Below are 22110 nucleotides of genomic sequence, written 5' to 3'. Positions count from 1 at the left end.
GTCAGCTGGTTCCCGTCATACGGGCCTCGGCGGCCGTGGCCGCGGGCGAGTGGGCGAGATAGTCGATGGCCTGGGCCGTACTGCCCTCCTGCGAGGGGTGGTAGCCGCGGCTGAGATAGCGGGGCACCGAGCGCAGCAGGTCGCCGGTGGCGGGCAGGGTGCCGCGCTTGCCGCCGCGGTAGAACTCCTTGAACGAGCCCTTGCCGTCCAGCAGGCTCGGGTCGTTCTCCATGAAGAAGCGGATGCCACGCTGCCAGAGGAAGACCAGGGCGCTGAACGCCGTGGCCCAGGTGCGCGCCCGCCGCCGGTAGCCGCCGTCGACGTGCATGAACACCTCGAAGGCGACCGAGCGGTGCTCGACCTCCTCCGCGCCGTGCCAGCGCAGCAGATCCAGCATCATCGGATCGGCGCCGCGCCGGTCCAGCTCGTCGGCGTTCAGCACCCAGTCGCCGAGGAAGGCGGTGTAGTGCTCGATCGCCGCTATCAGCGCCACCCGCTCCATCAGCCACCAGGTGCCCGCCCGGCCGGGCGGCAGCGTCCGGTCGCCGAGCAGCTTCTCGAAGAACCAGTCGACCTGCGCGGTGTACGGCGTCGGGTCGAGACCGAGCTCCTTCAGGCGGGGCAGCACGTCGTCGTGGGCCTGGGAGTGCACGGCCTCCTGGCCGATGAAACCGATGACGTCCTGGCGCAGCCGCTCGTCGTGGATGTACGGCAGCACCTGCCGGTACACATGGATGAACCAGCGTTCCCCGGCGGGCAGCAGGAGGTGGAGCACGTTGATGGTGTGGGTGGTGAACGGATCGCCCGGCACCCAGTGCAGGGGGGTCTTCTCCCAGGCGAAGGAGACCTTGCGGGCCTTGAGGGGCGTCCGCTCCGACGCGACCGGCGCTGGCTGCGTGTTAGACATGTTGTCAATGTACTGAGAGGTAGTCCGCGGGAACAGGGGCGTGCGGCGAATTCCTGCGGGTTCGGCGCCCGGGGCTCAGCGCAGCCCGCCCACCCGACTCCCGTCCGTCAGCGTCCCGTTGAGCCGGGCCCGGTCGCCCGCCCTCGCCGGGACCGCGAGGAGGCGGCCGTCGGATCGCCCCCGCACCCCGCCCGACGCGGTCAGCGAGGCGAACTGCTCGCTGCCCGCGGCCAGGACGTACCAGCGGCCGCCCTGCGACTTCCACAGCACTCCGGCCAGCACCCGGGGGTCGCGCACTCCGCAGGCGGGGGAGTCCTCGGCCCTGGCGGCGACCGCTCCGGGCGGGCCGCCCGTCGCGACGTCCGGTGCCGACGGGCCCTGGAACTGGGCGAGGACCCGGCTCCCGGTGCCCCGCCAGGTCTCCGCCCTGGTGCAGAGCCAGCGCGCGGAGCCGTTGCCCTCGGGCAGCTGCTGTTCGGCGAACTGCCAGGAGTTCACCGACCGCACCCCGTGCGACCGCACGGCGGGCAGCAGACAGGCGGTCCGCGCCCAGCTGTCCCGCTCCGCCCGCCCCGCCACATCGTGCGCGGCGCCCGGCGGGCCCGAGGTCAGCCGGGCGGGCGCCAGCTCGCCCAGGTCGGCCATCAGCCGGACCGCAGGGCCCTCGTGGAGCTCGACCGCCTCCCAGGCCCGGCAGTCGTGGGCCGTCACCGGGCTGGTCAGCGCGGCGGTCACCCCGTCGGGGCGGCGCGCCAGCGGCCGCGCCGCACCGTCCGGCGCCAGCAGGTCCCGCACCGCCACGGCGGTCACCCAGGGGGCGGTGAGATAGCGGATCCGGTCGCCCGCGCGCGCCACGATCAGGGCGGCGGACGATGCCGGGTCGGCGCCGTCGACCCGGGCGAAGTCCAGCGCGACGCCCTCGGCCCGGCCGGCGTCCCGGGGCTCCGCGTACCGCACGACACGCAGTCCGTCGTAGAACAGCACCACCGCCGCCCGGCCCACCTCGCCCGCGTACAGCAGCTGGGGCGCCCCCATCGGAGGTCCGATGGGGGTCTCCGGGGTGGTCGAGATGCGCGCCGCGCCGTCCGGGCGCGCCCAGACGGCGAGCGCGCGGCGCAACAGCCCGGTGTCCCCGGTGCGGTCGCCCCGGGTGGGCCAGGCGGTGAAGTCGGTACGCGGCGAGGTGTGCCAGAAGCCCGCGGAGACCCGGCTCAGCCTGCCCGGGTCCAGGGCCTGCCGGACGGCGGCGTCATGGGTGTACGCGGACGCGGTCCGGCCGTCGCGCCCCCAGCCGTGGCCGGGCAGCCCCAGCAGCGCCCCGCACACCAGCAGCGCCGCGACGGCCGCCAGCGCCGCCTTCGCGTACTGGCGGCGGCGCAGCAGGTCCGGCGGCCGGGCCTGGAGCGAGCAGGGGTCGAACTCCGGGGAGCCCAGGAGCGCGTACGGCGCGGGAACGCCCTCCGCCGCCGCGAGTGCCGCGTGCGGGTCCTTGACCCCGGCGGCCGCGAGCACCCGGCGCACCTCCGCGTCGGCCAGCCCCTCCAGGCCGCGCAGGGCGTGGGCGGCGCGCGCCGAACCGGTGAGCGCCGACAGGGCGTTCTCCAGGGCGAGTCCGTCCGATCCGCCCGAGTGCGGGAAGAGCCGCAGCCCCCACACCAGCGGCAGCAGCGGCGGCCGGACGAGGCGGGGCCCCCGGCGCGGACGGCCCGCCGCCAGGGCCGCCCGCAGCACCCGCACCCGGGCCCGCGCGTAGGAAGGGTCAGGGGCCGTCGAGCCGCCGGGGCCGCGCGGCACGGGGACGTCGCGGTGCCCCGCCCGGCGCCCGGACAGCAGGCACCGCTGGGCCAGCGCGTGCGCCTTCAGCACCCGGCGATGACTGCCGAGGGACGGCGGCAGCACCAGATAGCCGAGCCGGACCAGCCGGGGATAGTGCTCGACGAGCGCCGCCCCGGCCTGCTCCCCGCCGGACGGGGCGGCTGCGGAAGGTACTTCTGGCAGTGGACGCACGTTCAGCAGAACGAGGGAATCATGGGATGGTCACCCCGGCCCGGCGGTACCTCTACCGGAACACCCGCCCGCCGAACCACCCCGTACGCCGCCCGCAGGACCGCCCACCCGCCGTGGTGACCGCCCGTTGCGCCGGTCCTGCGCTGCTCAACGGCCTGCGCCCACCGCCGAGTTGCCGTGCGCCGCCGCAGGGGCGTGCGCCCGTCGCGGTTCCCGTCCGCCGCGCCGGTCCTGCGTCGTTCAACGGCCCGCACGCGCCGCTGTGTTGCCGTACGCCGCGCAAGGGGGTGTGCTCGCCGTACCGGTCGTGCGTCGCTCAACGACTCACGCCCACCGTCGAGTTGCCGTGCGCCGCCCGCAGGGGTGTGTGCCCGTCGCGGTTCCCGTCCGCCGCATCGGTCCTGCACCGCTCAACGACCCACGCCCGAGGACGAGTTGCCGTGCGCCGCCCGCAGGGGCGTGCGTACGCCCTGGTTTCCTTCCGCTCCTCGACGGGTCGTTGTCTCACCGCAGTTGCCACTCGCTGAACCCGGCCGTGCCGCGCACTCCGCTGCCGCCGTTCGTCGCGCTCATGAAGATCCCGACGTCCTGGACCGTCGCCGTGCCGGGTACGGCGACCGTGGCCACCGTGCGCCAGCTCGCCCCGTCGTCGGTGGAGCAGGAGCCCGTGCACCCGGTTCCGGAGCGGGTCAGCCGGAGCAGCACCGGGGCCCCGATGCCGGTGATCCGCCGGTAGGCGTCCAGGGTGCCGTCGCCGTTGGTGTCGTACGAGAGCACCACGCCGTTGGACGGGGTCACCGCCAGATTCAGGAATCCGCCGGACCCCGGCGTCCCGAGGCCGTTGCGCACCACGATCCCCGCCCGCGCCCAGCCCCCGGTGTTCTCCTGCGCGTCGACCCGCACGGTCACCTCCGACCCCTCGGTCCACGCCCCCGCCCGGTACGCGGTGCCGAACTGGCTGGTGCCCTTCCACAGGTCCTGGCCCGCCCCGTTGATCGCGAACCGCCCGTCCAACTGCCCGAAGACCGCCGCGTTCGCCGTGTAGGTGAGCCAACCCGGCTCCAGCGGCGCCGCCAGGTACAGCGCGCCGCGCCGCAGATCGGTCACCCGGTCCTCGCCGCGCGGCCCGTACGCGGTGCTCAGCCCGTACGCCATCGGCACCAGCGGCGTGGTCAGCGGCTCGGACGGGGCGGTGACCCGCCAGCCCACCGCGCCGGAGCCGCCGGCCGCGACCTGGTCGAGGTGGACGGGGCCCGTCGCGGTGGCGTCGAGGCCGGTGAGCGCGAAGTCGACCCGGCCGGTGGGGCGCAGGCCGTTCAGATTGCGGAAGGCGGCCGTCACCGTGCCGGTGCTGCCCGGGGCGAACACCACCGGATCGGCCGTGACCGTGACACCGCCCTGGTACGGGGCGGTGGACAGGGTCTCGAAGACCCGCCGCGCCGTGCGGTGGGCATCGCCCGTCGCCCGTACCGGAAGGCTGTCGGTCCGGCGGGTCCACTCCTCCTCGCCCGGGTACCAGTCGAACGGCTTCGCGGCCCGGCCCGCCACCAGCGCGTCGGTCAGCTCGTCCAAGTACGCCCGCCACTGCGGGAGATGGAGCTGGCCCATCAGCCCCTGCCAGTCGCGGTTGGCGTAGTTGCTGAGGTCGTCGGCGGCCGTCCGGTCCGCCCAGGTGGTGATCAGCGTGCGCGCCGTCCACTCCAGCGTCCTCGCCTCGGCCGGGCTCGTCGCCAGCCGTTTGGCGTCCTCCAGCCACGGCCCCAGCAGGAAGGACCGGTGGCACCCCGCCATCGTGTCCGTCAGCCGCATCAGCTTCAGCCAGAGCGCGGCGAGCACACGGAACCGGGCCACGTCCCGGTCGTCCCGGGCGGCCCGCAGCTGCGGCAGCAGCATCCGGGAGCGGTCGGCGAGCGCCTGCCGTGCCAGATCGGTGAGGTCGTGGCGGTAGGTGTCGGAGTCGCGCAGGGACGGGTGGACGTCGAGGAGTGCCGCGAACGCCCGGTCGAAACCGGCCGGGTCGAAGGCGGTGCCGACCGAGGCGGCGAGGTCGGGGCGCCGGGAGAAGAGCGAGTCGACGGGGCGCCCGTCGGTGCTCGTCAGCCGGTACGCCGTGGCGGCCAGCGCGGCGAAGGCCGCCTGCGCCGCGCGGTCGCGGCCGCCGTAGCGGAACGCCGGGTACGCCCGGAACCACGCCTCCCGGTCGATCTTCTCGGTCCGCCAGGCCAGTTCGCTGAACAGCTCGAACGCCGCCGGATCGCGCTCGGCCGCCTCCGGCATGTACGCCGTTCCGGCCAGGGCGCTGCCCGGCCTGTCGCGCCAGGCGGTGAACTTCTCCGTCCAGCGGTCGGTGTTGGCCCCGATCGTGGTGCGGCCGCCGAAGTTCGGGATGGTGCCGAAGGCGTACGGCGCCCCGCCCCAGTCCTTCTCCCGGTCGGTGACGGTGTCCAGGTCGGAGAGGCCGTCCACGATCAGGACACGGTCGGTGTCGATCGCCTCCAGCAGCGCGGGCCGGGGGTTGGCCTGCCAGCCGAGGATCACCCAGGTCGCGCCGGGGTGCGCGGTGTGCAGGGCGGACTCCACGGCGCGGGCGGCGTCCGGCACCGGCACGTCACCGGCGGTGCCGCCCTCGTGCAGCAGGTCCATCTTGAAGTGCTCCACGGGGCCGAACAGCTCCGTCTGGTGCCGGTAGAAGGCGGCGGCGACCTCGGCGAAGACGGGGGTGCGCGGGTCGAGCCAGTCGGGCCTGCGCAGCCCGTTCCAGGTGCCCTGCGGGACGACGCGGGCCCCCGGATTGCGGTCCGTGAAGCCGTCCGGGACCGTGCCGAAGTAGCCGGGGAGGACCGGCGCCATGCCCAGCTCGCGCATCCGGTCGGCGATCCTCCGGCCCAGGGCGGCGCGCCGCCCGATCAGCCCGGCGCCGAGCGGTCCGCCGTATCCGCTCATGTTCTGGAGCAGCCACCAGGGCTGGTGGGAGGGGGCGGGCAGCCAGGCGCGGGCCTCGGCGTCGTCGTAGCCGAAGTCCTGGAGCAGCCGGTGGTAGACCGCCTCCTGCCCGGCGGTGACCAGCACCTCGTTGCAGCCGTGCAGGGCCAGCACGTCGATCAGCCGCTCCCAGCGCGGCCAGTCGGCGTACGGGGCGGTGTAGCCGTCATGGGTGTCGTTGAGCGCGAACCGGTGCGGCACGGTCGCGGAGCGCTCGACGGGCGTGCGCGGGGCGGGCAGCCGCCGGGGCAGTCCGGTACGGCTGCCCGCCCAGGAGATGACGGCGTCACAGGTGTACTTGAGGTACCAGTGCGCCCCCGTCAGGGCGGCGGCCGGCGTGCCCGCGGCGATCTCGACGCGCCCGGCGGCGCCGGTGACCCGGAAGCGGTCCGGCGCGCCCTCGCTCCGGGGGAGGAGACGGAGCCGGAACTGGTCCGCGTGGTCCGGCAGCAGCCGGCGCAGCGCCTCGTGCGCGGGCGCGAGGTCCGGCGCCGGAGCGGTGGCGCGCGCGGGGGCGGCGGTACCGACCACGGCGGTGGCGCCCAGGGCTCCGGCGGCGCCCAGCAGCGTACGTCTCGTCGGCCGGGAGGAGCCGAAGGGCAGGGAGGGTTCCGTCATGATCCGCACTCCTCGGTGTTGTTCATGGTGGCGCATGCGACAACAAGTGCGTGCGGTGCGCACGCTAATGACGGGTGAGGAGGCGGGCAATGGGGCGTCCGGCGGTTCGCCCCGATCCAGCCGTTCGGCCGTCACGGCGGTGCGGCCGGGCGCCCGGCCGTCAGGCGAGGGCGGCGGGCCGGGGACCGGCCGGTGCCCCGGTCATCCGGTTGGCCAGCGTCGACATCGTGTACGCGCCGATGCCCAGGACCACCTCCAGCGCGTTGCGGGCGGTGTGTCCGTGCGCCAGGAACGCCCGGAGCGTGGCGTCGTCCACGGCACCGGCCGTCGCGAGCACCGCCAGGGCGAACTCCCGCACCGCCTCCAGCCGTTCGTCCGCGAGGGGCCGCCGCTCGCGCAGCGCCGCGATCAGCTCGGGGTCCGCGCCGAGGGCGGTGAGCTTCGCCGTGTGCATCTCCACGCAGACGTGGCAGTCGTTGCGGGTGGCCATCGTCATGATCAGGACCTCGCGGGAGAGCGGGTCGAGGGTGGTGGACTCGAAGGCGGCGCTCGCCCTCAGGAAGCCGTCGAGCAGCTCGGGCGAGGTGGCGAGCCGGGCGACGGCGGGAGGCAGATGGCCCTGCTTCCTCGTCACCGCCTCCATGGTGCGGCGGGCGGCGGCGGGAGCGGATTCGAGGGTGTGGTCGGGGAACACGGACATGGGTATGGCTGACCTCTCCGGTGCGTGGGCACACAGGCGGGTGCACACGCTAAAATCGACAACGTGATTGACGAAAAGGTAAACCAGGTTGTCGAGTTCTGCAATGGCTGAGCGACGGGCAGGGACCGCGCGGGAGGACGGGGCGGGCTTCGAGCTGCCCCTTCTGCTCTTCGCCGGATTCCGTTCGCTCATCGACGAGTTGCACCGCGAGCTGGCCGAACGGGGCCACCCCGACGTCCGCCCCGCGTACGGCTTCGCGCTCCAGGCCGTCGGCCGGGACGGGGCGACCGCCAGCGAGATCGGCCGACGGCTCGGGGTCTCCAAGCAGGCGGCCGGGAAGACCGTGGAGAAGCTCGAAGGGCTCGGCTACGTGGAGCGCGTCGACGACCCCCGGGACGGCCGGCGCAAGCTGGTCCGGCTGACCGCGCGGGGCATCGACGTCCTGGTCGCCTCGGCCGAGGGGTTCGACCGGCTGCGGGCCCGCTGGGCCGAGGCGCTCGGCGCCGAGAGGGTGCGCGCGATGGAGGACGATCTGCGCGCGATGGTGCCCGCCGAGGCGCTCCGGCTCGACGCGCCGGGCTGGTTCAACGACTGAGACGGCGGCGGCCCCGCACGCGTCGCCCCGTCGCCCACGTCACCCCGTCGCGCGGGTCGCCCCCGTCGCCCGCGCCGCCCCGCCGCGCGGGTCGCTCAGCCCCGGTCCAGATAGGCGAGCACCGCGAGGACGCGGCGGTTGTCGTCGTCGGACGGCGGCAGGGCGAGCTTCGCGAAGATGTTGGACGTGTGCTTGGCCACGGCCCGTTCCGTGATCACCATCTGCGAGGCGATCGCCGTGTTCGAACGGCCCTGGGCCATCAGCTCCATGACCTCCAGCTCGCGCGGGGTGAGCATGCCCATCGGCTTGTCCTGCGACCGCCGCGACAGCAGCTGCGAGATGACCTGCGGGTCCATCGCGGTGCCGCCCGCCGCGACCCGGCGCACCGCGTCGACGAACTGGTCGGCGTCGAAGACCCGGTCCTTGAGCAGATAGCCGATGCCCCCGTTGCCGTCCGCCAGCAGCTCACGGGCGTACAACTGCTCCACGTGCTGGGAGAGCACGAGCACCGGCAGCCCCGGCCTGGCCCGCCGGGCCGCCAGCGCGCACTGCAGGCCCTCGTCCGTGTGGGACGGCGGGAGCCGGACGTCGACGACGGCGACGTCCGGCTCCGACTCGGCGAAGGCGCGGGTCAGTTCGGGCCCGGTCTCGACGGCCGCCGCGATCTCGAAGCCGTACGCCTCCAACAGGCGGACCAGACCGTCGCGGAGCAGGAAGAGATCTTCGGCTAGGACAACTCGCAAGGGATCTCCATGGTCACCATCGTGGGACCGCCCGCAGGGCTGCTGACGGCCATGATGCCGTCGAATGTACCGAGCCGGCGTTCGATTCCGCTCAGTCCGGAGCCCCCGCCGACCCTCGCACCGCCACCTCCGTTGTCGGTGACGGAGATGTGCAGCGCGGCGTTCTCGTGGTGGATGTCCACCCAGACGCGGTCCGCCCCCGAGTGCTTGGCGGCGTTCGTCAGCGTCTCGCTCACCGCGAAGTACGCCGCCGACTCCACCGCGGCGTCCATACGGCCCCCCAGCTCGGCCACGACCTCCGACTCGAAGGGCAGCCGCAGCGCCAGCGCCCGCACCGCGTCCCCGAGCCCGCGCTCGGCGAGGACCGGCGGATGGATGCCCCGGACCAGGTCGCGCAGCTCCGTCAGCGCCTCCGCCGACGACTCCCGGGCCATGGCCAGGACCTTCTTCGCCTGCGCCGGGTCCTTCTCGATCAGCGCCTCCACCGTGCCCAGATTCATGCCCATCGCGACCAGCCGGGCCTGCGCCCCGTCGTGCAGATCGCGTTCGATGCGCCGCAGTTCGGAGGCGGCGGTGTCCACGGCCTCGTGCCGGGTCTCGGTCAGCCGGTCGATCCGCCGCGTCAGTTCCTCCTCCTGGGTGGGGGCCAGCATCGCGCGGACGATCACGAAGTGCAGCCGGAGCAGCCGTTCGCCGAACAGCACCCCCGTGGTGAACAGCACCGCACCGAGCGCGGCGGCGGCCAGCGCCGTCGTCTGGCTGGAGACCGGGACGAAGCCGTACCAGTAGCGGTCGTCGGTGAAGACCCGCCACAGGCCCGCCGCCAGGACGAACCCCTCCAGCGCGTACAGGAGCAGCGCGGGCGGCAGGGTCGCCGTCACATAGCCGACCGTCATGTCGACCAGCAGCCACCGCAGATCGCGCCAGGTCGCCGGGTCCTTCAGCATCAGCGTGGTCCGCTCCACCTGCCCGGTGAACCCGGAGCGCACGTCCTTCGGGAAGGGGCGGTACGGGACCGGTACGCGGACGCCGGACCAGGTGACCGCGAGCAGCCGGCGCCGGTTGGCGTGCTTGCGGACCAGCTCCAGCACCTGGGGCGTGGTGACCAGTCCGACGCCCAGCGGGATGAAGGCGATCGAGAGCACGGCGCATACGAAGAGGGTGATCGAACCGGCCAGGCTCGCGACCGACACCACGATTCCGCGCCCGGCCGCCCGCACCGCGCCGCGTATCCGTCCCTTTTCCGTGTTCATTCCGGCCCGTCTCCCCTCGCCGGGCCCTCGTACCGGGCCCGTTCCGCAGACAGTCTCACCCGACGGCGGCCCCGGGTGTCAGCCGGTTCGACACCCGGGCGGGGTGTACCCAGCACCACCCCCGCGACCTGGCCCCAGGGCTCCGGGAGGGGGCTTCGGCGGCCGGGACGGGCGGCCGCCCGCCGCCTCCGACGGCACGGGCGCCCAGGTGTACGTGACCGGGGAGACCGCCGGATCCGTCGACGACCAGCTCGGGCGCGCCATCGTCCCGGTCTCCGCCCGCACCCCGCGCGCCCCGGCCCGGCTGCCGGGCCGGGGGCACGAGGAGCCGGCACGGGAACCGGCGGTGGCCGGTCACCGCGGCTGACCCGCCACGGGGGAGCGGCCCCGGCCCGGTACGCACCGGGCCGGGGCCGCTCCTCGCGCCGCGCGCTGTCGTCAGGGCGTGTATTTGTAGCCGACGCGCCGCACCGTCTGGATCGAACGGCGGTGCTCGGCGCCCAGCTTGCGGCGCAGCCGGGCGATGTGGACGTCCACGGTGCGGCCGTCCCCCACGTGTCCGTAGCCCCAGACCGTGGTCACCAACTGGTCGCGGGTGTGCACCCGGTGCGGGTGCGCGACCAGATGGGCGAGCAGCTCGAACTCCAGATACGTGAGGTCGAGGGTGGTCCCGTCCACCGCCGCGGTGCGCTGCACGGGATCGATGCGCACCGGGCCCGTGGCCGGTTCCTCCACCGGCGTCGGCACCACGTACTGGGCGGCCGAGGCGGCCGCCGCGGTGACGGCGGGCTGCTGGTCGGCCGGGACGAGCACCAGATAGCCGATCATCGGCGGCCGGCCGGGCAGCGCCGGCAGGGTGTGCTGGGGCGCGGGCAGCCAGGTGGCACCCGGCGGCAGGAACTCGGCCACATCGGCCAGCTGCACGACCTCGTCGGGGGCGACGGAACGCAGCCGGTGGCGGTTGGGGGAGAGGGAGCGGGCGGGAGTGGTGGCCGCAGCGGACGCCGGGGGCGCTGAGGTGGCAGCGGCCGCGGCGGAGAAGGTACGGGTGTTCGCCATGAGGGGTCAGCTCTTTCGCGCGAAGGAGTCGTCGGTGGACGGACTTGCTTGCGCGCGGGCCGAAGGCCGGGGTGAGCGGCTTTAGAGGGCCTGCGCGTTCGACGCGCGACAACACACCCGGTCGAAGTCATGGTGCTGACGGGAAGGCCAGAACGGTTCGAGGTCGCTGCGACCTGTCGAGGTGTGCTGGAGGCTGGCCATGTCCCCATTGAACCAGAGAACCGCATGGCGCAGCAGGCCCCTTCCGCCCGCCGGTACCAACCCTCCGCGTTACCTTCCTCACCCCGGCCCGCCGCGACCGGCGGCCCGGCACCGGCCTCGGCCGGTGCCCGTCCAACCGTCCAACCGTCCAACCGCCCGGCGGCCCGTGCCGGTTGCCCGGCGACGTACGACGGCGAGGGGGCGCCCGCCCCGAAGGACCGGTGCCCCCTCGCCCGGACGGCGGACCGGGCTCAGACCTGGCCGGCCTTCTCCAGCGCGGTGCAGCAGGTGTCGACGATCAGCCGCGTGACGACGTACGGGTCGACGTTGGCGTTCGGGCGGCGGTCCTCGATGTAGCCCTTCCGGTCCTTCTCGACCTGCCAGGGGATGCGGACCGAGGCGCCGCGGTCGGAGACCCCGTAGCTGTACTCGTTCCACGGGGCGGTCTCGTGCAGACCCGTCAGCCGGTCGTCGATGCCCGCGCCGTAGTTCTTGACGTGGTCCATCGGCTTCGAGCCCTCGCCCAGCGACTCGCACGCCGAGATGATCGCGCCGTAGCCGTCGGGCCCTTCCCGCATCGACCGGGTGGAGAAGTTGGTGTGCGCGCCCGCCCCGTTCCAGTCGCCCTTGACCGGCTTCGGATCGAGGGTCGCGGAGACACCGAAGTCCTCGGCGGTGCGGTACAGCAGCCAGCGGGCCACCCACAGCTGGTCGGAGACCTCCAGCGGGGACAGCGGGCCGACCTGGAACTCCCACTGGCCGGGCATGACCTCGGCGTTGATGCCGGAGATGCCGAGGCCCGCCGCCAGACAGTTGTCGAGGTGCTTCTCGACGATCTCGCGGCCGAAGATCTCATCGGCGCCCACCCCGCAGTAGTAACCGCCCTGCGCGGCCGGGAAGCCGCCCTCCGGGAAGCCGAGCGGCCGGTGGCCGTCGAAGAAGGTGTACTCCTGCTCGATGCCGAAGACCGGCTCCTGGCCCGCGAACCGCTCGGCCACCGGGCGCAGCGCGGCACGGGTGTTGGAGGCGTGCGGCGTCATGTCGATGTCGAAGACCTCGCACAGCACGAGGACGTCGTCGCCGCCGCGGATCGGGTCCGGGCAGCTGAAGACCGGCTTCAGCACCCGGTCCGAGGCGTGGCCCTCGGCCTGGCCGGTGCTCGAACCGTCGAAGCCCCAGAGCGGCAGCCCGGCCGGCTCCCGGGAGGAGTCCCCGGTCATGATCTTCGTCTTGGAGCGGAGTTTGGCGGTCGGCTCGGTGCCGTCCATCCAGATGTACTCGGCCTTGAACGTCACGGAAGCCATCCTTTGCGGTGCTGCGGTCCGGTCTTCTCCGCGCAGCTTCGCAAGACGCGATTTCCCGTCCGTTGCCCGGATGTGAACCCCGTGTTACCGGACATTTCCCTGCTGCGCACGGGCGCTCAGCAGCGACTCGAAACCGGCCGAGCGGATCCGGCGGACCAGCTCCTCCGGCGTGGTGCCCAGCGCCTCGGCCGCCCCCGCGAGCCGCCAGTCGGCGGCGGCGAGCCGGTGCAGCAGATGGCCGCGCCTGATCTGGGCCTCGGACAGCCGGAACGTCTTCAGATACGCGACCCGCCCCTTGTGATCGGTGATCGTCTCACCGATGTGCTGCCCCGCCCCGCCCGTCCGGAACGGCGGCAGGAACCGCCACAGCGTGAACGCCCCCATCCGGTACACCCGGTCGAAGGCGTACGAGCCGTCCAGCAGCTCACCCGCGAACAGGGTGTCGTGCGCCTCGGCCCACGCCCGCTCCTGCTCCCGCGCGGCCGCCCGCAGACCCGCGAGCGTCCGCAGGCCGGGGCCGTCGGATATCCGCGCCGAGAACTCCGGCACGGGCGCCCCGTACAGCGCGTACTGGTGGATCAGCTCGCCGTACAGGTCCTCCACGAGGGAGGGGTGCAGCGCCCGGTAGTCGTCCGGGTGCGGCACGACGAACGCGGCGGCGAGCGCGTCGGCCACGTACACCATCACCCCGCACTGGCCGGGATGGATCTCGAAGACCCGCAGCGCGTCCTTGAGCCCGCGCACCGACCACCCCAGGTACGCGTCCTCGGCACGCGGCGAGAGCCCGTCGCGCAGCGCCCGCCGCGACCACTCCTCCCAGGCGACGGCGGGGCCGCCGAAGTGCAGGGCGAGATAGCCCTCCAGCGCGAGGTGCAGCGGCAGGAACCGCAGCCGGTCGCCCGGCCGGCGCTTCGCCATCCGGTGGTGCCGGTGGCGCGGGAGCCGCGCGGTCCGGGGCCGGGAGCCCGCGGCGCCGAGCTGCGTCCCGTACGCGGCGGACTGCTCGCCCTCGCCCGACCAGTCGGCGACGAAGCCGTGCGGGACCACCGAGACGTAGTGCGTGCGCGACCCGAGGTCCACGACGCCGTACCCGTCGTCCGCGTAGAGCTCCTCGTGGAGCCGCAGCCCCTCGACGGGTTGTTCGCGCACCAGCGGCACCAGCCGGACGCCGCCCCACACCTGGGCGGGACGGGTGGTGAGCCCGGTCAGTTCGAGCCTGTTCACGCAGTCGCTCCCGCCCCGTCGCCGCCCACGAACCGCGCCACCCGCCGGTCCAGATAGGCGTACAGCGCCGCCGCTCCGGTGCGCCCCTCGGCGAACCCCGCGATCTCCACCAGCGCCGGCAGGTCCTCCGCGTCCCGGACGCCCGCCGTCGGCACCCCCGGCGCCAGGCGCCGCACGTCGAAACCGTCCGCGTCGTATACGGGGTTCACATGCACCACCGCGGTGCGCCGGTCCGGATCGATCCGGGTCCGCCAGACCCGCAGCACCTCACCGGCGAGACCCGGCGGAGCGTTGTCCCAGCCGTCCGAGACGATGACCAGCCGGTCGGGGGAAAGCTCCAGGGCGTCCAGCACACGGCTGCCGAGCGGGGTCGCCCCCCACGGCCGGACCAGCAGCGGATCGGTACGGCCCGAGGTCCACAGCGCGCTGTACGCCCCCGGCGCGGCCAGCGCCTCCAGCAGGAAGTGACAGGCCAGCGCCACGGCGAGCGGGCGCCGCCGCTTCTCGCCCGACCCGGAGGAGGAGTAGCTGTCGTCCAGCACGGCGGCGACCCGGCCCCAGCTCCCGGCGTGCGGACCCGCCGCGCGACGGGCCGCCGCGCGCAGCGCCCCGGTCAGCTCCGCGCGGCGCCGGTGCCGCGCCTCGAAGCCGAGCGAGAGGACGTACAGGGCGAGCCGGGTGAGCGGCATCGCGGCCAGGTCCACATCGGCGGTGGGTGCCGCGTCCTTGCCGGTACCGCGCTGCTCCAGGGTCCGCAGCCGCTCCAGCCGGGTCATCCGCGGCGCCATCCGCTCCAGGAACACCTCACGCTTCATCCCGCGCCGGGCGGCGAAGCCCTCGGCGACGGTGAGCGGCAGCTCCTCGACGGCCCCCTGCTCGTAGTGGGCGCGCCGCCAGGCGTCGAGCAGCCCGTGACGGTAGCTCGTCCGGCGCCCCGGCCGGAACAGGAAGTCCCCCGTCTCGTCCGGCTCCCCGGCGGACCCGAACCGCAGATGGACATGGCGGGCCGCGGACTTCAGCCCGGCGCGGTACTTCACCGCGTCGTGCGCCGGATCGGGCCGGGCGGTCAGCCAGTCCCGCATGATCGCGCGGGTGCGCCGGTTGTTCACCCCGGCCGCGCGCAGCGCCCGGAACAGCCGGTACACGCGCTGCGGCGGCAGCTTCGCCAGCCGGGCGGCGATCAGCCGGCCCTCGGCGCGCCGCTCCTCGGCGCTCGCGTCGGCGGCGTGCTCCAGCAGTCCCCGGACGATGAGCGCGGCGTTGTGGTCATTGATGTCGAGGGCGAGCGCGGCGGCGTACACCCGGCGGTAGTTGACCCGTACGTACTCATGGAGGAAGTCCAGCGAGAGCTGCTGCTGGTAAGCGGTCGAACGGAACTCGCGCTGCCCGGTCGCGGTGATCGCCGCGTTGACGAAGAGCAGGACGTCCTCGGCCGCGACGAGGCCCGTGTCGGTACCGGTGCTGGTGGTCATCGTCCCCCCCCGTGATGTCGCGCGCCGCCCGGCACGCCGGGCGGGGCGCCGGCCGGGGAATGGGGGCGCGAACAGCGAAATCACTGCTTCATAGGCAAGTCCCGGAAGTCGCAGCCGGAGTCCCGCGGCCGGCCCCGTAAACGTAACCACCGACACCGCCCCGCGCCAACTCAATACGGGTCCGGCCCGGCACACCCGGCAGACTTGCCCCATGACGACACTTCCCCCGACCCCCCTGCGCATCGGCCTCGTCGGTACGGGCCCCTGGGCCCGCAACACCCAGGCCCCCGCCCTCGCCGCCCATCCCGACGCCGTACTGAGCGGTGTCTGGGGCCGCCGGCCGGAGGCCGCGGAGGAGCTGGCCGCCGCGCACGGCGCCACGGCGTACAGCGGAGAGGCGGGCATCGACGAGCTCTTCGCCGCCAGCGACGCCGTCGCGTTCGCGCTGCCGCCGGACGTCCAGGCCCCGCTCGCCGCCCGCGCCGCGGCCACCGGCCGTCATCTGCTGCTGGACAAGCCGGTCGCCACCACCGTCGCGGGCGCCCGCGAGGTGGTCCGGGCCGCCGAGCAGAGCGGGGTGGCCTCCATCGTCTTCTGCACCCTGCGGTTCGCGGCCGGGACCTCCGAATGGATCGGCGAACAGGCCGCCGTGGACGGCTGGTTCACCGCCCGGGGCGAATGGATCGGGGCCCTCTTCGCGCCGGGCGCGACGAGCGAGTACGCCGCCTCGCCGTGGCGCCGCGACAAGGGCGGTCTGTGGGACGTGGGCCCGCACGTCCTGTCGGTCCTGATCCCGGTACTGGGCGATGTGACCGAGCTGACCGCGGCCCGCGGCCCCGCCGACACCACGCACCTGATCCTCCGCCACACCTCCGGCGCCTCCAGCACCGTGACGCTCGCACTGGGGGCACCCGTGGGCGCCACCGCCATGGAGATCGAGCTCAGGGGCGAACAGGGAACGGCCGCCCTGCCGCGCTGGGGCGACGCGGTCGGCTCGTTCCGGGCGGCGGTCGACGCGCTGATCCACTCGGTGCGCACGGGGGACCCGCACCCCTGCGACGTACGGTTCGGGCTGCGCCTGACGGAGCTGCTGGCCCGGGCGGAGGAGCAGGCGGGCGCGTAGGGCGCGTATCGAAGGTCCCGTCCGCCCGGCGGCGGCGCCCGGCACCCACGCTCGCCTTGTTGCCGGGATCGCCCTGATACGCCCGGTATCGGGGCAGCCCGCCGCCGTGCGCTCGGGCGCACCGGACGCCGCCGGGCCCGCCCCCCCCGGCGGACGACGCCACTTTCGACACCCGCCCCGGCCCGCCGGGCGCCGCCCGGCCGGACGCGGCCCATGGGTCAGGGAGCCGGGGCCAGCGCCCGGTGCGCGGCGTACAGGAAGCGCCGGACGGCGGCCGTCTCGCTCTCGTCGAAGTCGCGCAGCACCGCCACCGTATTCTCGATCAGGGGCCCGAAGAACGCCCACCCCAGCTCCACCGCCCGCTCGTCGACCGTCAGCAGCACCCGCCGCCGGTCACGCGGATCGCGGGTGCGGGTGAGATGACCGAGCCGTTCGAGCCGGTCGATGACGGCGGTGGTGCCCGCGGAGTTGAGGCCGAGCTGCGCGCCGAGCCACCCGGCGGTGGCGTCCGTCCCCGCCCGCCCGGCGTCCAGCAGACAGATCAGGGCACGGACATCGGTGCCGTGCATGTGGTGGAGGGCCGCGAACTCCGCCTGGCGCAGCCCGAATTCGACGGTCACCCCGCGTAGCAGATGCACGAGCTCCAGCTCCGGCTCCGACACCGCCCGCGCCCCCGCTCCCTGGTCGCTCATCGACGCTCCTTCCGCTCGTACGGCTCCATTATCTCGCTGAGCGAGATAATATGCGGGACCACGCACCGGTACGGCCAGGGAGGCAGCACCCATGACAGTCACGTCGGCACCCGCGTCGTTCCTCACGGCGTACGACGAGGTCCTGGCCACCGCCTGGCCGGCCGGAACGACGCACTCCCGGATCACCACCCCGTACGGCACGACCCACGTCAACAGCTGCGGCCCCGCGGACGCGCCGCCCCTGGTGCTGCTGCCCGGCGGCGGCGCCACCTCCACCGTCTGGTCCGCCCAGGTGGCCCACCTGGGCCGTACCCACCGCGTCCACGCCGTCGACCTGATCGGCGACCCGGGCCGCAGCGTCGCGGGGGAGCGCCCGCTCCGCACGGCGCGGGACCTGACGTCCTGGCTCGACGGGGTACTGGACGGGCTGGGCGCCGACCACGCCGCGCTGGGCGGCCACTCCTACGGGGCCTGGATCGCCCTCCGGTACGCCCTGCACGCGCCCCACCGCGTCCGGGAGCTGGTCCTCGTGGACCCGACGCAGTGCTTCGCCGGGTTCCGGCCCGGCTACCTGCTGCACGCGCTGCCGATGCTGCTCCGCCCCGGGGCGAGGCGGACCCGGGCCTTCCTGGAGTGGGAGACGGGCGGCGCCGCACTCGACCCCGCCTGGCTGCGCCTGCGCGAGGCGGCCACCGCATTCCCGTCCGCCCGGCCGGTCACCGGACCCCGCCCGACGCCGGAGGCCCTGCGCGGACTGGAGGTGCCGACCCTGGTCCTGCTCGCCGGACGCGGCCGGGCCCACGACCCGGCCCGTGTCGCCGCCGCCGCGAACCGGCTGCTCCCCCGGGTGACGACGGCGACGCTTCCCGACGCGACCCACCACACACTGCCGCTGCACGCGCCGTCGGCCGGCGAACTGAACCGCAGGATCGAGGAGTTCCTCGGGTGAGGGGCCGCCGGGGGGCTGCCGGGGGAGGCTCAGCGCCCCAGTGCGTCGCGTACCGCCTCGTCCGTGCGCGCCACGACGGCGGTCCCGTCGTCCGCGGTGATGATCGGCCGCTGGATGAGCTTGGGGCGCTCGGCGAGGGCGGAGATCCACCGCTCGCGCGAACCTGCCTCGCGCGGCCACTCCTTGAGCCCGAGCTCCTTCGCGTCGGCCTCCTGCGTCCGCGTGATGTCCCACGGCTCCAGCCCGAGCCGGTCGAGCACGGCCCGGATCTCGTCCGGCGAGGGCACGTCCTCCAGATAGCGGCGGACGGTGTACTCGGCACCCTCCGCGTCGAGCAGCTGCACCGCGCCGCGGCACTTCGAACAGGCGGGATTGATCCAGATCTCCATGGGGCCCAAGGTACGCGAGGTACTCCCGAAAGCGCCTCTGGCCAGGGCCGATTGTCAGTGCCGGGCAGTAAAATGGAGGCAGTTCGTGAGGGTTCCACGACCGTGCCAGGAGGTTGCCCATGGCCGTTGCCGCAGTCACGACCAAGCCGCTCCACAAGCCGCCGGCGAAGAAGCCACAGACGAAGAAGCCGCTGACGAAGAAGCCGCTCCCTGCGGGCCGACCCCGCGAGTGGTACATCTCCCACAACCGCCGCCTGAAGGCCATGCGGCTGGCGATCGCCCTGCTCGACACGGGCGTCTACTACCCGTCGACCGCGACCAACGACAAGATACGGGCCACCGCCGAGAGCACCGGCATCCACCCGCCGTCCGACACCACCTGCCGCATGGTCCGTGCCCTGATCCGCTACGGCCGCTGACGGCCGACGCACCCGCGGCCGCACCCCGCGCCCTTCGGCGCCGGGGTGCGGCCGTGCCGGGCTGCGCCCTTTGGGGCCGGGGTGCGGCCGTGCCGGGCTGCGCCCTGCTCTCAGAACCCGTCGCAGCTCGCCGTGGCGAAGGCCCCGGAGGCGGTGGCGGTCCGTACGGTCCCGTCGTCCACCGTGACGGCGCAGGCCACCTCTCCGCCGGACGCGCCGAGGGCGACGTCGAGGGAGCCGCCGCTCATGAAGCCCCTGGTCCGTGTCTCCGCGGCCCACGGCAGCGTCCGCAGCCTCAGCCGCGCGGTCGCGAGGTCGCCGTCGTGCCAGGTCGGATAGGTGACGGTGACGTCCTTGGCGGTGCCGGTGACCCGGTAGCCGATCCGGCGCGGTTCCGTCCCCTCCCGCGACAGCGCACCGGCGACCAGCTCGACGGCCACGGCGCCCCCGGTGGCCAGCGCGAGCACGACCACCAGCAGCACCCAGGGCCACCGCCGTCGCCCGCACGGCACCGCCTCCACCGCCCCGTCCGGGTTCCGCTCGCCCATGCCCCCAGCCTCGGCCACCCCGTGCCACCCCGCGAATCGGCGCCGCCGCACGGCTCACCCGTCCGGCATGCACGGCATGCGCCCCGCACCACCGCCCCGTTGACTGGGACGAAGGGGCAACCGCTGGAGGCACGATGACGAGGAAAGCCGCGCGAGGCGTGTGGGCCGTACTGCTGACCACAGCCGTGATCTCCACGGCCGCCGCCTGCTCCGACGGCGGCGGCACCTCCAGCACCGCGTCCAGGGCCGCGTCCGTCGCGGCCTCGGCCGCCTCCCGGGGCGCCGACGTGGTCGCCTCCGCGACCGCCGCCGCGGGCGAGAAGCTCAAGAACTTCAAGAACGGCGTGAACGCCGAGGGCGACGTCGAACTGGGCCGGCCGGCCACCGGCGGCGACGGCCGCGTCACCGCGAAGGTCACCGTGAAGAACAGCACCGACTCGTCGAAGTCGTACGCGGTGCAGGTCAACTTCCGTGACGCACAAGGAAATCTGAAGGACACCGTGGTGGTGACCGTCGCCGACGTCCCGGCCGGCTCCACCAAGGACGCCGTGGCCCGCAGCAACCGCAGACTGTCGGGCGACATCAAGGCCGACGTGGGCACGGCCCTGCGGCACTGAGGCGCGGGCGCCCCGGCGGGGCCCCCGGAACGCGGACGAGGGCCGCCACCCCGGTCGTGGGGTGGCGGCCCTCGTGTTGGGCCCCGCGGCCTAGAGGTCGAAGTACAGCTCGAACTCGTGCGGGTGCGGGCGCAGCTGGATCGGGGCGATCTCGTGGGTGCGCTTGTAGTCGATCCAGGTCTCGATCAGGTCGGACGTGAAGACGCCGCCGGCCTGGAGGTACTCGTTGTCCGCCTCCAGCGCGTCCAGGACGGCCGGGAGGGAGGTCGGGACCTGCTGGACGTTCGCGTGCTCCTCGGGGGCCAGCTCGTAGAGGTCCTTGTCGATCGGCTCGGCGGGCTCGATCTTGTTCCTGATGCCGTCGAGGCCCGCCATCAGCAGCGCGGAGAAGGCCAGGTACGGGTTGGACGACGGGTCCGGGGCGCGGAACTCGACGCGCTTGGCCTTCGGGTTGGAGCCCGTGATCGGGATGCGCATCGCGGCCGAGCGGTTGCGCTGCGAGTACACCATGTTGACCGGGGCCTCGAAGCCGGGGACCAGACGGTGGTAGGAGTTCACCGTCGGGTTGGTGAAGGCCAGCAGCGACGGGGCGTGCTTGAGGATGCCGCCGATGTAGTAGCGGGCCACGTCCGACAGGCCCGCGTAACCCTGCTCGTCGTAGAAGAGCGGGGTGCCGCCGGCCCACAGGGACTGGTGGACGTGCATGCCCGAGCCGTTGTCGCCGAAGATCGGCTTCGGCATGAAGGTCGCGGTCTTGCCGTTGCGCCAGGCGACGTTCTTCACGATGTACTTGAAGAGCATCAGGTCGTCGGCCGCGGCGAGCAGCGTGTTGAACTTGTAGTTGATCTCGGCCTGGCCGGCGGTGCCGACCTCGTGGTGCTGGCGCTCGATCTGGAGGCCGCTGTTCTCCAGCTCCAGGGACATCTCGGCGCGCAGGTCGGCGAAGTGGTCGACCGGCGGGACCGGGAAGTAGCCGCCCTTGTAGCGGACCTTGTAGCCGCGGTTGTTCTCGACCGCACCGGTGTTCCAGGCGCCGGCCTCGGAGTCGATGTGGTAGAAGCTCTCGTTCGCCGACGTCTGGAAGCGGACGTTGTCGAAGACGTAGAACTCGGCCTCGGGGCCGAAGTACGCGGTGTCGGCGATGCCGGTGGAGGCGAGGTACGCCTCGGCCTTCTTGGCCACGTTCCGCGGGTCACGGCTGTACTGCTCGCCGGTGATCGGGTCGTGGATGAAGAAGTTGATGTTGACGGTCTTGTCGCGGCGGAAGGGGTCGAGCCGGGCGGTCGACAGGTCCGCGCGCAGCGCCATGTCGGACTCGTGGATGGCCTGGAAGCCGCGGATCGACGAGCCGTCGAAGGCAAGCTCGTCGGCCGGGTCGAAGGTCGCCGCCGGGACGGTGACGTGCTGCATCACACCGGGCAGGTCACAGAACCGGACGTCGATGAACTTGACGTCATTGTCGGCGATGTACTTCTTCGCGTCGTCGGCGTTCTGGAACATCCAACTCCTCCTACTCCCGGCCCGGGAGGGACGGGGTTGTAGCTCGTGGTGCGGCCAGTGCGGTGGCACACGCTGGACCCGACCATAGGCAGACCGGATTTCTCAAGCATGACCCATTTGTTTCGCAGAAGTTAACCGGGGCGGGTGTGACCGGCGCCTCGCGGCCCGGTAGGGGGCGCGTGTCCCGGCCGCTCCGGCGCCCGGTTGCACCCACCCGCCGGGCCGGGCGGGCGGACGGGCGCAGTACCGTGTTCGGGTGGACAACAGGCAAGTAATCGGATCGTGGCTCTCCGGTCCTCGCGCGGCCGCCGAGGAGATGGGGGCCGACTTCGGCTACCGGGGCAAGCGGCTGGGCCTGCCCGAGCACGGACCGGGCTCCGTGGCTCCGCTCGGCCGCCGTTTCGGTGCGATCTTCATCGACTGGGCCCTGTGCCTGCTGATCGCATACGGGCTGTTCGCCCGCGGTGACCAGCAGGCGGCCGGAAACTGGGCGCTCGGCATCTTCTTCGTACTGAGCGTGCTCACCGTCGGCACCATCGGCTGTACGCCGGGCAAGCGCCTCCTGGGCCTCAGGGTCGTCGCCGAGGACGGCGGGCGGCTGACGTCCGGACGGGTGCTCGTCCGCAGCGTGCTGGTCTGCCTGGTGATCCCGGCCCTGGTCTGGGACCGCGACGGCCGCGGCCTGCACGACCGGCTGGCCCGCGCCGTCCAGGTCCGCATCTGAGGCGAGGACGCGCAGCGGACGGCAGAAGGCCGCAGAAGGCGGCAGAAGACCGCGGAAGACGAAGAGGCGGGGTGCGAACCGGAT

The 22110-nt window shown here is 73.7% G+C and carries 21 protein-coding genes; 7 read left to right on the top strand and 14 right to left on the bottom strand.

What is annotated here, in order from left to right; genetic code table 11:
• Position 1: 1 nt before the first annotated feature.
• The 4 genes from ACFVFH_RS02075 to ACFVFH_RS02060 form a co-directional block, all read right to left on the bottom strand.
• A complete protein-coding gene (locus ACFVFH_RS02075) occupies positions 2-907 on the bottom strand; it encodes a metal-dependent hydrolase (RefSeq protein WP_383762087.1) in 906 nt (301 codons plus the stop codon).
• 75 nt (positions 908-982) lie between these two features.
• Entirely contained in the window at positions 983-2914 is a 1932-nt protein-coding gene (locus ACFVFH_RS02070; protein WP_383762084.1) for a hypothetical protein, read from the bottom strand.
• Between the two features lie 504 nt (positions 2915-3418).
• A complete protein-coding gene (locus ACFVFH_RS02065) occupies positions 3419-6514 on the bottom strand; it encodes an alpha-N-acetylglucosaminidase (protein WP_383762081.1) in 3096 nt (1031 codons plus the stop codon).
• Between the two features lie 160 nt (positions 6515-6674).
• Positions 6675-7220: a carboxymuconolactone decarboxylase family protein gene (locus ACFVFH_RS02060; RefSeq protein WP_383763494.1), complete on the bottom strand. Its 546-nt coding sequence runs from the start codon at positions 7218-7220 to the stop codon at positions 6675-6677.
• Between the two features lie 97 nt (positions 7221-7317).
• On the opposite strand from ACFVFH_RS02060, the gene ACFVFH_RS02055 reads away from it, so the two are divergent.
• Entirely contained in the window at positions 7318-7809 is a 492-nt protein-coding gene (locus tag ACFVFH_RS02055; protein ID WP_383762078.1) for a MarR family winged helix-turn-helix transcriptional regulator, read from the top strand.
• Positions 7810-7904: 95 nt separating this feature from the next.
• On the opposite strand, the gene ACFVFH_RS02050 is transcribed toward ACFVFH_RS02055, so the two are convergent.
• Together ACFVFH_RS02050 and ACFVFH_RS02045 are read right to left on the bottom strand one after the other, a co-directional pair.
• Entirely contained in the window at positions 7905-8552 is a 648-nt protein-coding gene (locus ACFVFH_RS02050) for a LuxR C-terminal-related transcriptional regulator (RefSeq protein WP_383762076.1), read from the bottom strand.
• Complete coding sequence (locus ACFVFH_RS02045) at positions 8537-9805, bottom strand: sensor domain-containing protein (RefSeq protein ID WP_383762073.1); 1269 nt, start codon at positions 9803-9805, stop codon at positions 8537-8539. Before ACFVFH_RS02045 ends, ACFVFH_RS02050 begins: the two co-directional genes overlap by 16 nt.
• Positions 9806-10019: 214 nt before the next feature.
• Between ACFVFH_RS02045 and ACFVFH_RS02040 the strand changes: the two genes are divergently transcribed.
• A complete protein-coding gene (locus ACFVFH_RS02040) occupies positions 10020-10172 on the top strand; it encodes a hypothetical protein (RefSeq protein WP_383762070.1) in 153 nt (50 codons plus the stop codon).
• A 71-nt stretch (positions 10173-10243) separates the two neighbouring features.
• On the opposite strand, the gene ACFVFH_RS02035 is transcribed toward ACFVFH_RS02040, so the two are convergent.
• The 4 genes from ACFVFH_RS02035 to ACFVFH_RS02020 form a co-directional block, all read right to left on the bottom strand.
• Complete coding sequence (locus ACFVFH_RS02035; protein ID WP_383762067.1) at positions 10244-10864, bottom strand: winged helix-turn-helix domain-containing protein; 621 nt, start codon at positions 10862-10864, stop codon at positions 10244-10246.
• 452 nt (positions 10865-11316) lie between these two features.
• On the bottom strand, positions 11317-12360 hold the full coding sequence (glnII, locus tag ACFVFH_RS02030) for a glutamine synthetase (RefSeq protein WP_383762064.1): 1044 nt from the start codon (positions 12358-12360) through the stop codon (positions 11317-11319).
• A 93-nt stretch (positions 12361-12453) separates the two neighbouring features.
• Positions 12454-13593, bottom strand: a complete 1140-nt coding sequence (locus ACFVFH_RS02025; protein WP_383762062.1) for a hypothetical protein — start codon at positions 13591-13593, stop codon at positions 12454-12456.
• Positions 13590-15065, bottom strand: coding sequence for a hypothetical protein (locus ACFVFH_RS02020; protein ID WP_383762059.1), 1476 nt, complete (start codon positions 15063-15065; stop codon positions 13590-13592). Before ACFVFH_RS02020 ends, ACFVFH_RS02025 begins: the two co-directional genes overlap by 4 nt.
• A gap of 211 nt (positions 15066-15276) precedes the next feature.
• Here ACFVFH_RS02020 and ACFVFH_RS02015 point away from each other — a divergent pair, with 211 nt between their 5' ends.
• Positions 15277-16188 (top strand): Gfo/Idh/MocA family protein, encoded by a 912-nt coding sequence (locus tag ACFVFH_RS02015; protein WP_383762056.1) that lies wholly within the window; start codon positions 15277-15279, stop codon positions 16186-16188.
• 218 nt (positions 16189-16406) lie between these two features.
• Here ACFVFH_RS02015 and ACFVFH_RS02010 read toward each other — a convergent pair whose 3' ends face one another.
• Complete coding sequence (locus tag ACFVFH_RS02010) at positions 16407-16880, bottom strand: MarR family transcriptional regulator (RefSeq protein ID WP_383762053.1); 474 nt, start codon at positions 16878-16880, stop codon at positions 16407-16409.
• A gap of 91 nt (positions 16881-16971) precedes the next feature.
• Here ACFVFH_RS02010 and ACFVFH_RS02005 point away from each other — a divergent pair, with 91 nt between their 5' ends.
• Positions 16972-17829, top strand: a complete 858-nt coding sequence (locus ACFVFH_RS02005; RefSeq protein WP_383762050.1) for an alpha/beta fold hydrolase — start codon at positions 16972-16974, stop codon at positions 17827-17829.
• Positions 17830-17858: 29 nt separating this feature from the next.
• Here ACFVFH_RS02005 and ACFVFH_RS02000 read toward each other — a convergent pair whose 3' ends face one another.
• Positions 17859-18218, bottom strand: coding sequence for an arsenate reductase family protein (locus ACFVFH_RS02000; protein ID WP_383762047.1), 360 nt, complete (start codon positions 18216-18218; stop codon positions 17859-17861).
• A gap of 119 nt (positions 18219-18337) precedes the next feature.
• Here ACFVFH_RS02000 and ACFVFH_RS01995 point away from each other — a divergent pair, with 119 nt between their 5' ends.
• Positions 18338-18637, top strand: a complete 300-nt coding sequence (locus tag ACFVFH_RS01995; protein WP_383762045.1) for a hypothetical protein — start codon at positions 18338-18340, stop codon at positions 18635-18637.
• A gap of 110 nt (positions 18638-18747) precedes the next feature.
• Here the strand turns inward: ACFVFH_RS01995 and ACFVFH_RS01990 are convergent, their stop codons facing one another.
• Positions 18748-19185 (bottom strand): hypothetical protein, encoded by a 438-nt coding sequence (locus ACFVFH_RS01990; protein ID WP_383762042.1) that lies wholly within the window; start codon positions 19183-19185, stop codon positions 18748-18750.
• A 134-nt stretch (positions 19186-19319) separates the two neighbouring features.
• Between ACFVFH_RS01990 and ACFVFH_RS01985 the strand changes: the two genes are divergently transcribed.
• Complete coding sequence (locus ACFVFH_RS01985) at positions 19320-19802, top strand: hypothetical protein (RefSeq protein ID WP_383762039.1); 483 nt, start codon at positions 19320-19322, stop codon at positions 19800-19802.
• Positions 19803-19892: 90 nt separating this feature from the next.
• Here ACFVFH_RS01985 and glnA read toward each other — a convergent pair whose 3' ends face one another.
• The gene (gene glnA, locus ACFVFH_RS01980) at positions 19893-21302 is read right to left on the bottom strand and encodes a type I glutamate--ammonia ligase (RefSeq protein WP_383762036.1); all 1410 of its coding nucleotides are present in this window, start codon (positions 21300-21302) and stop codon (positions 19893-19895) included.
• Positions 21303-21558: 256 nt separating this feature from the next.
• Between glnA and ACFVFH_RS01975 the strand changes: the two genes are divergently transcribed.
• Complete coding sequence (locus tag ACFVFH_RS01975; protein ID WP_383762033.1) at positions 21559-22026, top strand: RDD family protein; 468 nt, start codon at positions 21559-21561, stop codon at positions 22024-22026.
• The last annotated feature ends 84 nt before the right edge of the window (positions 22027-22110 follow it).

Source organism: Streptomyces sp. NPDC057697, from assembly GCF_042799335.1.
Lineage (GTDB): Bacteria > Actinomycetota > Actinomycetes > Streptomycetales > Streptomycetaceae > Streptomyces.
This window is presented reverse-complemented; position numbering and strand designations above follow the sequence as displayed.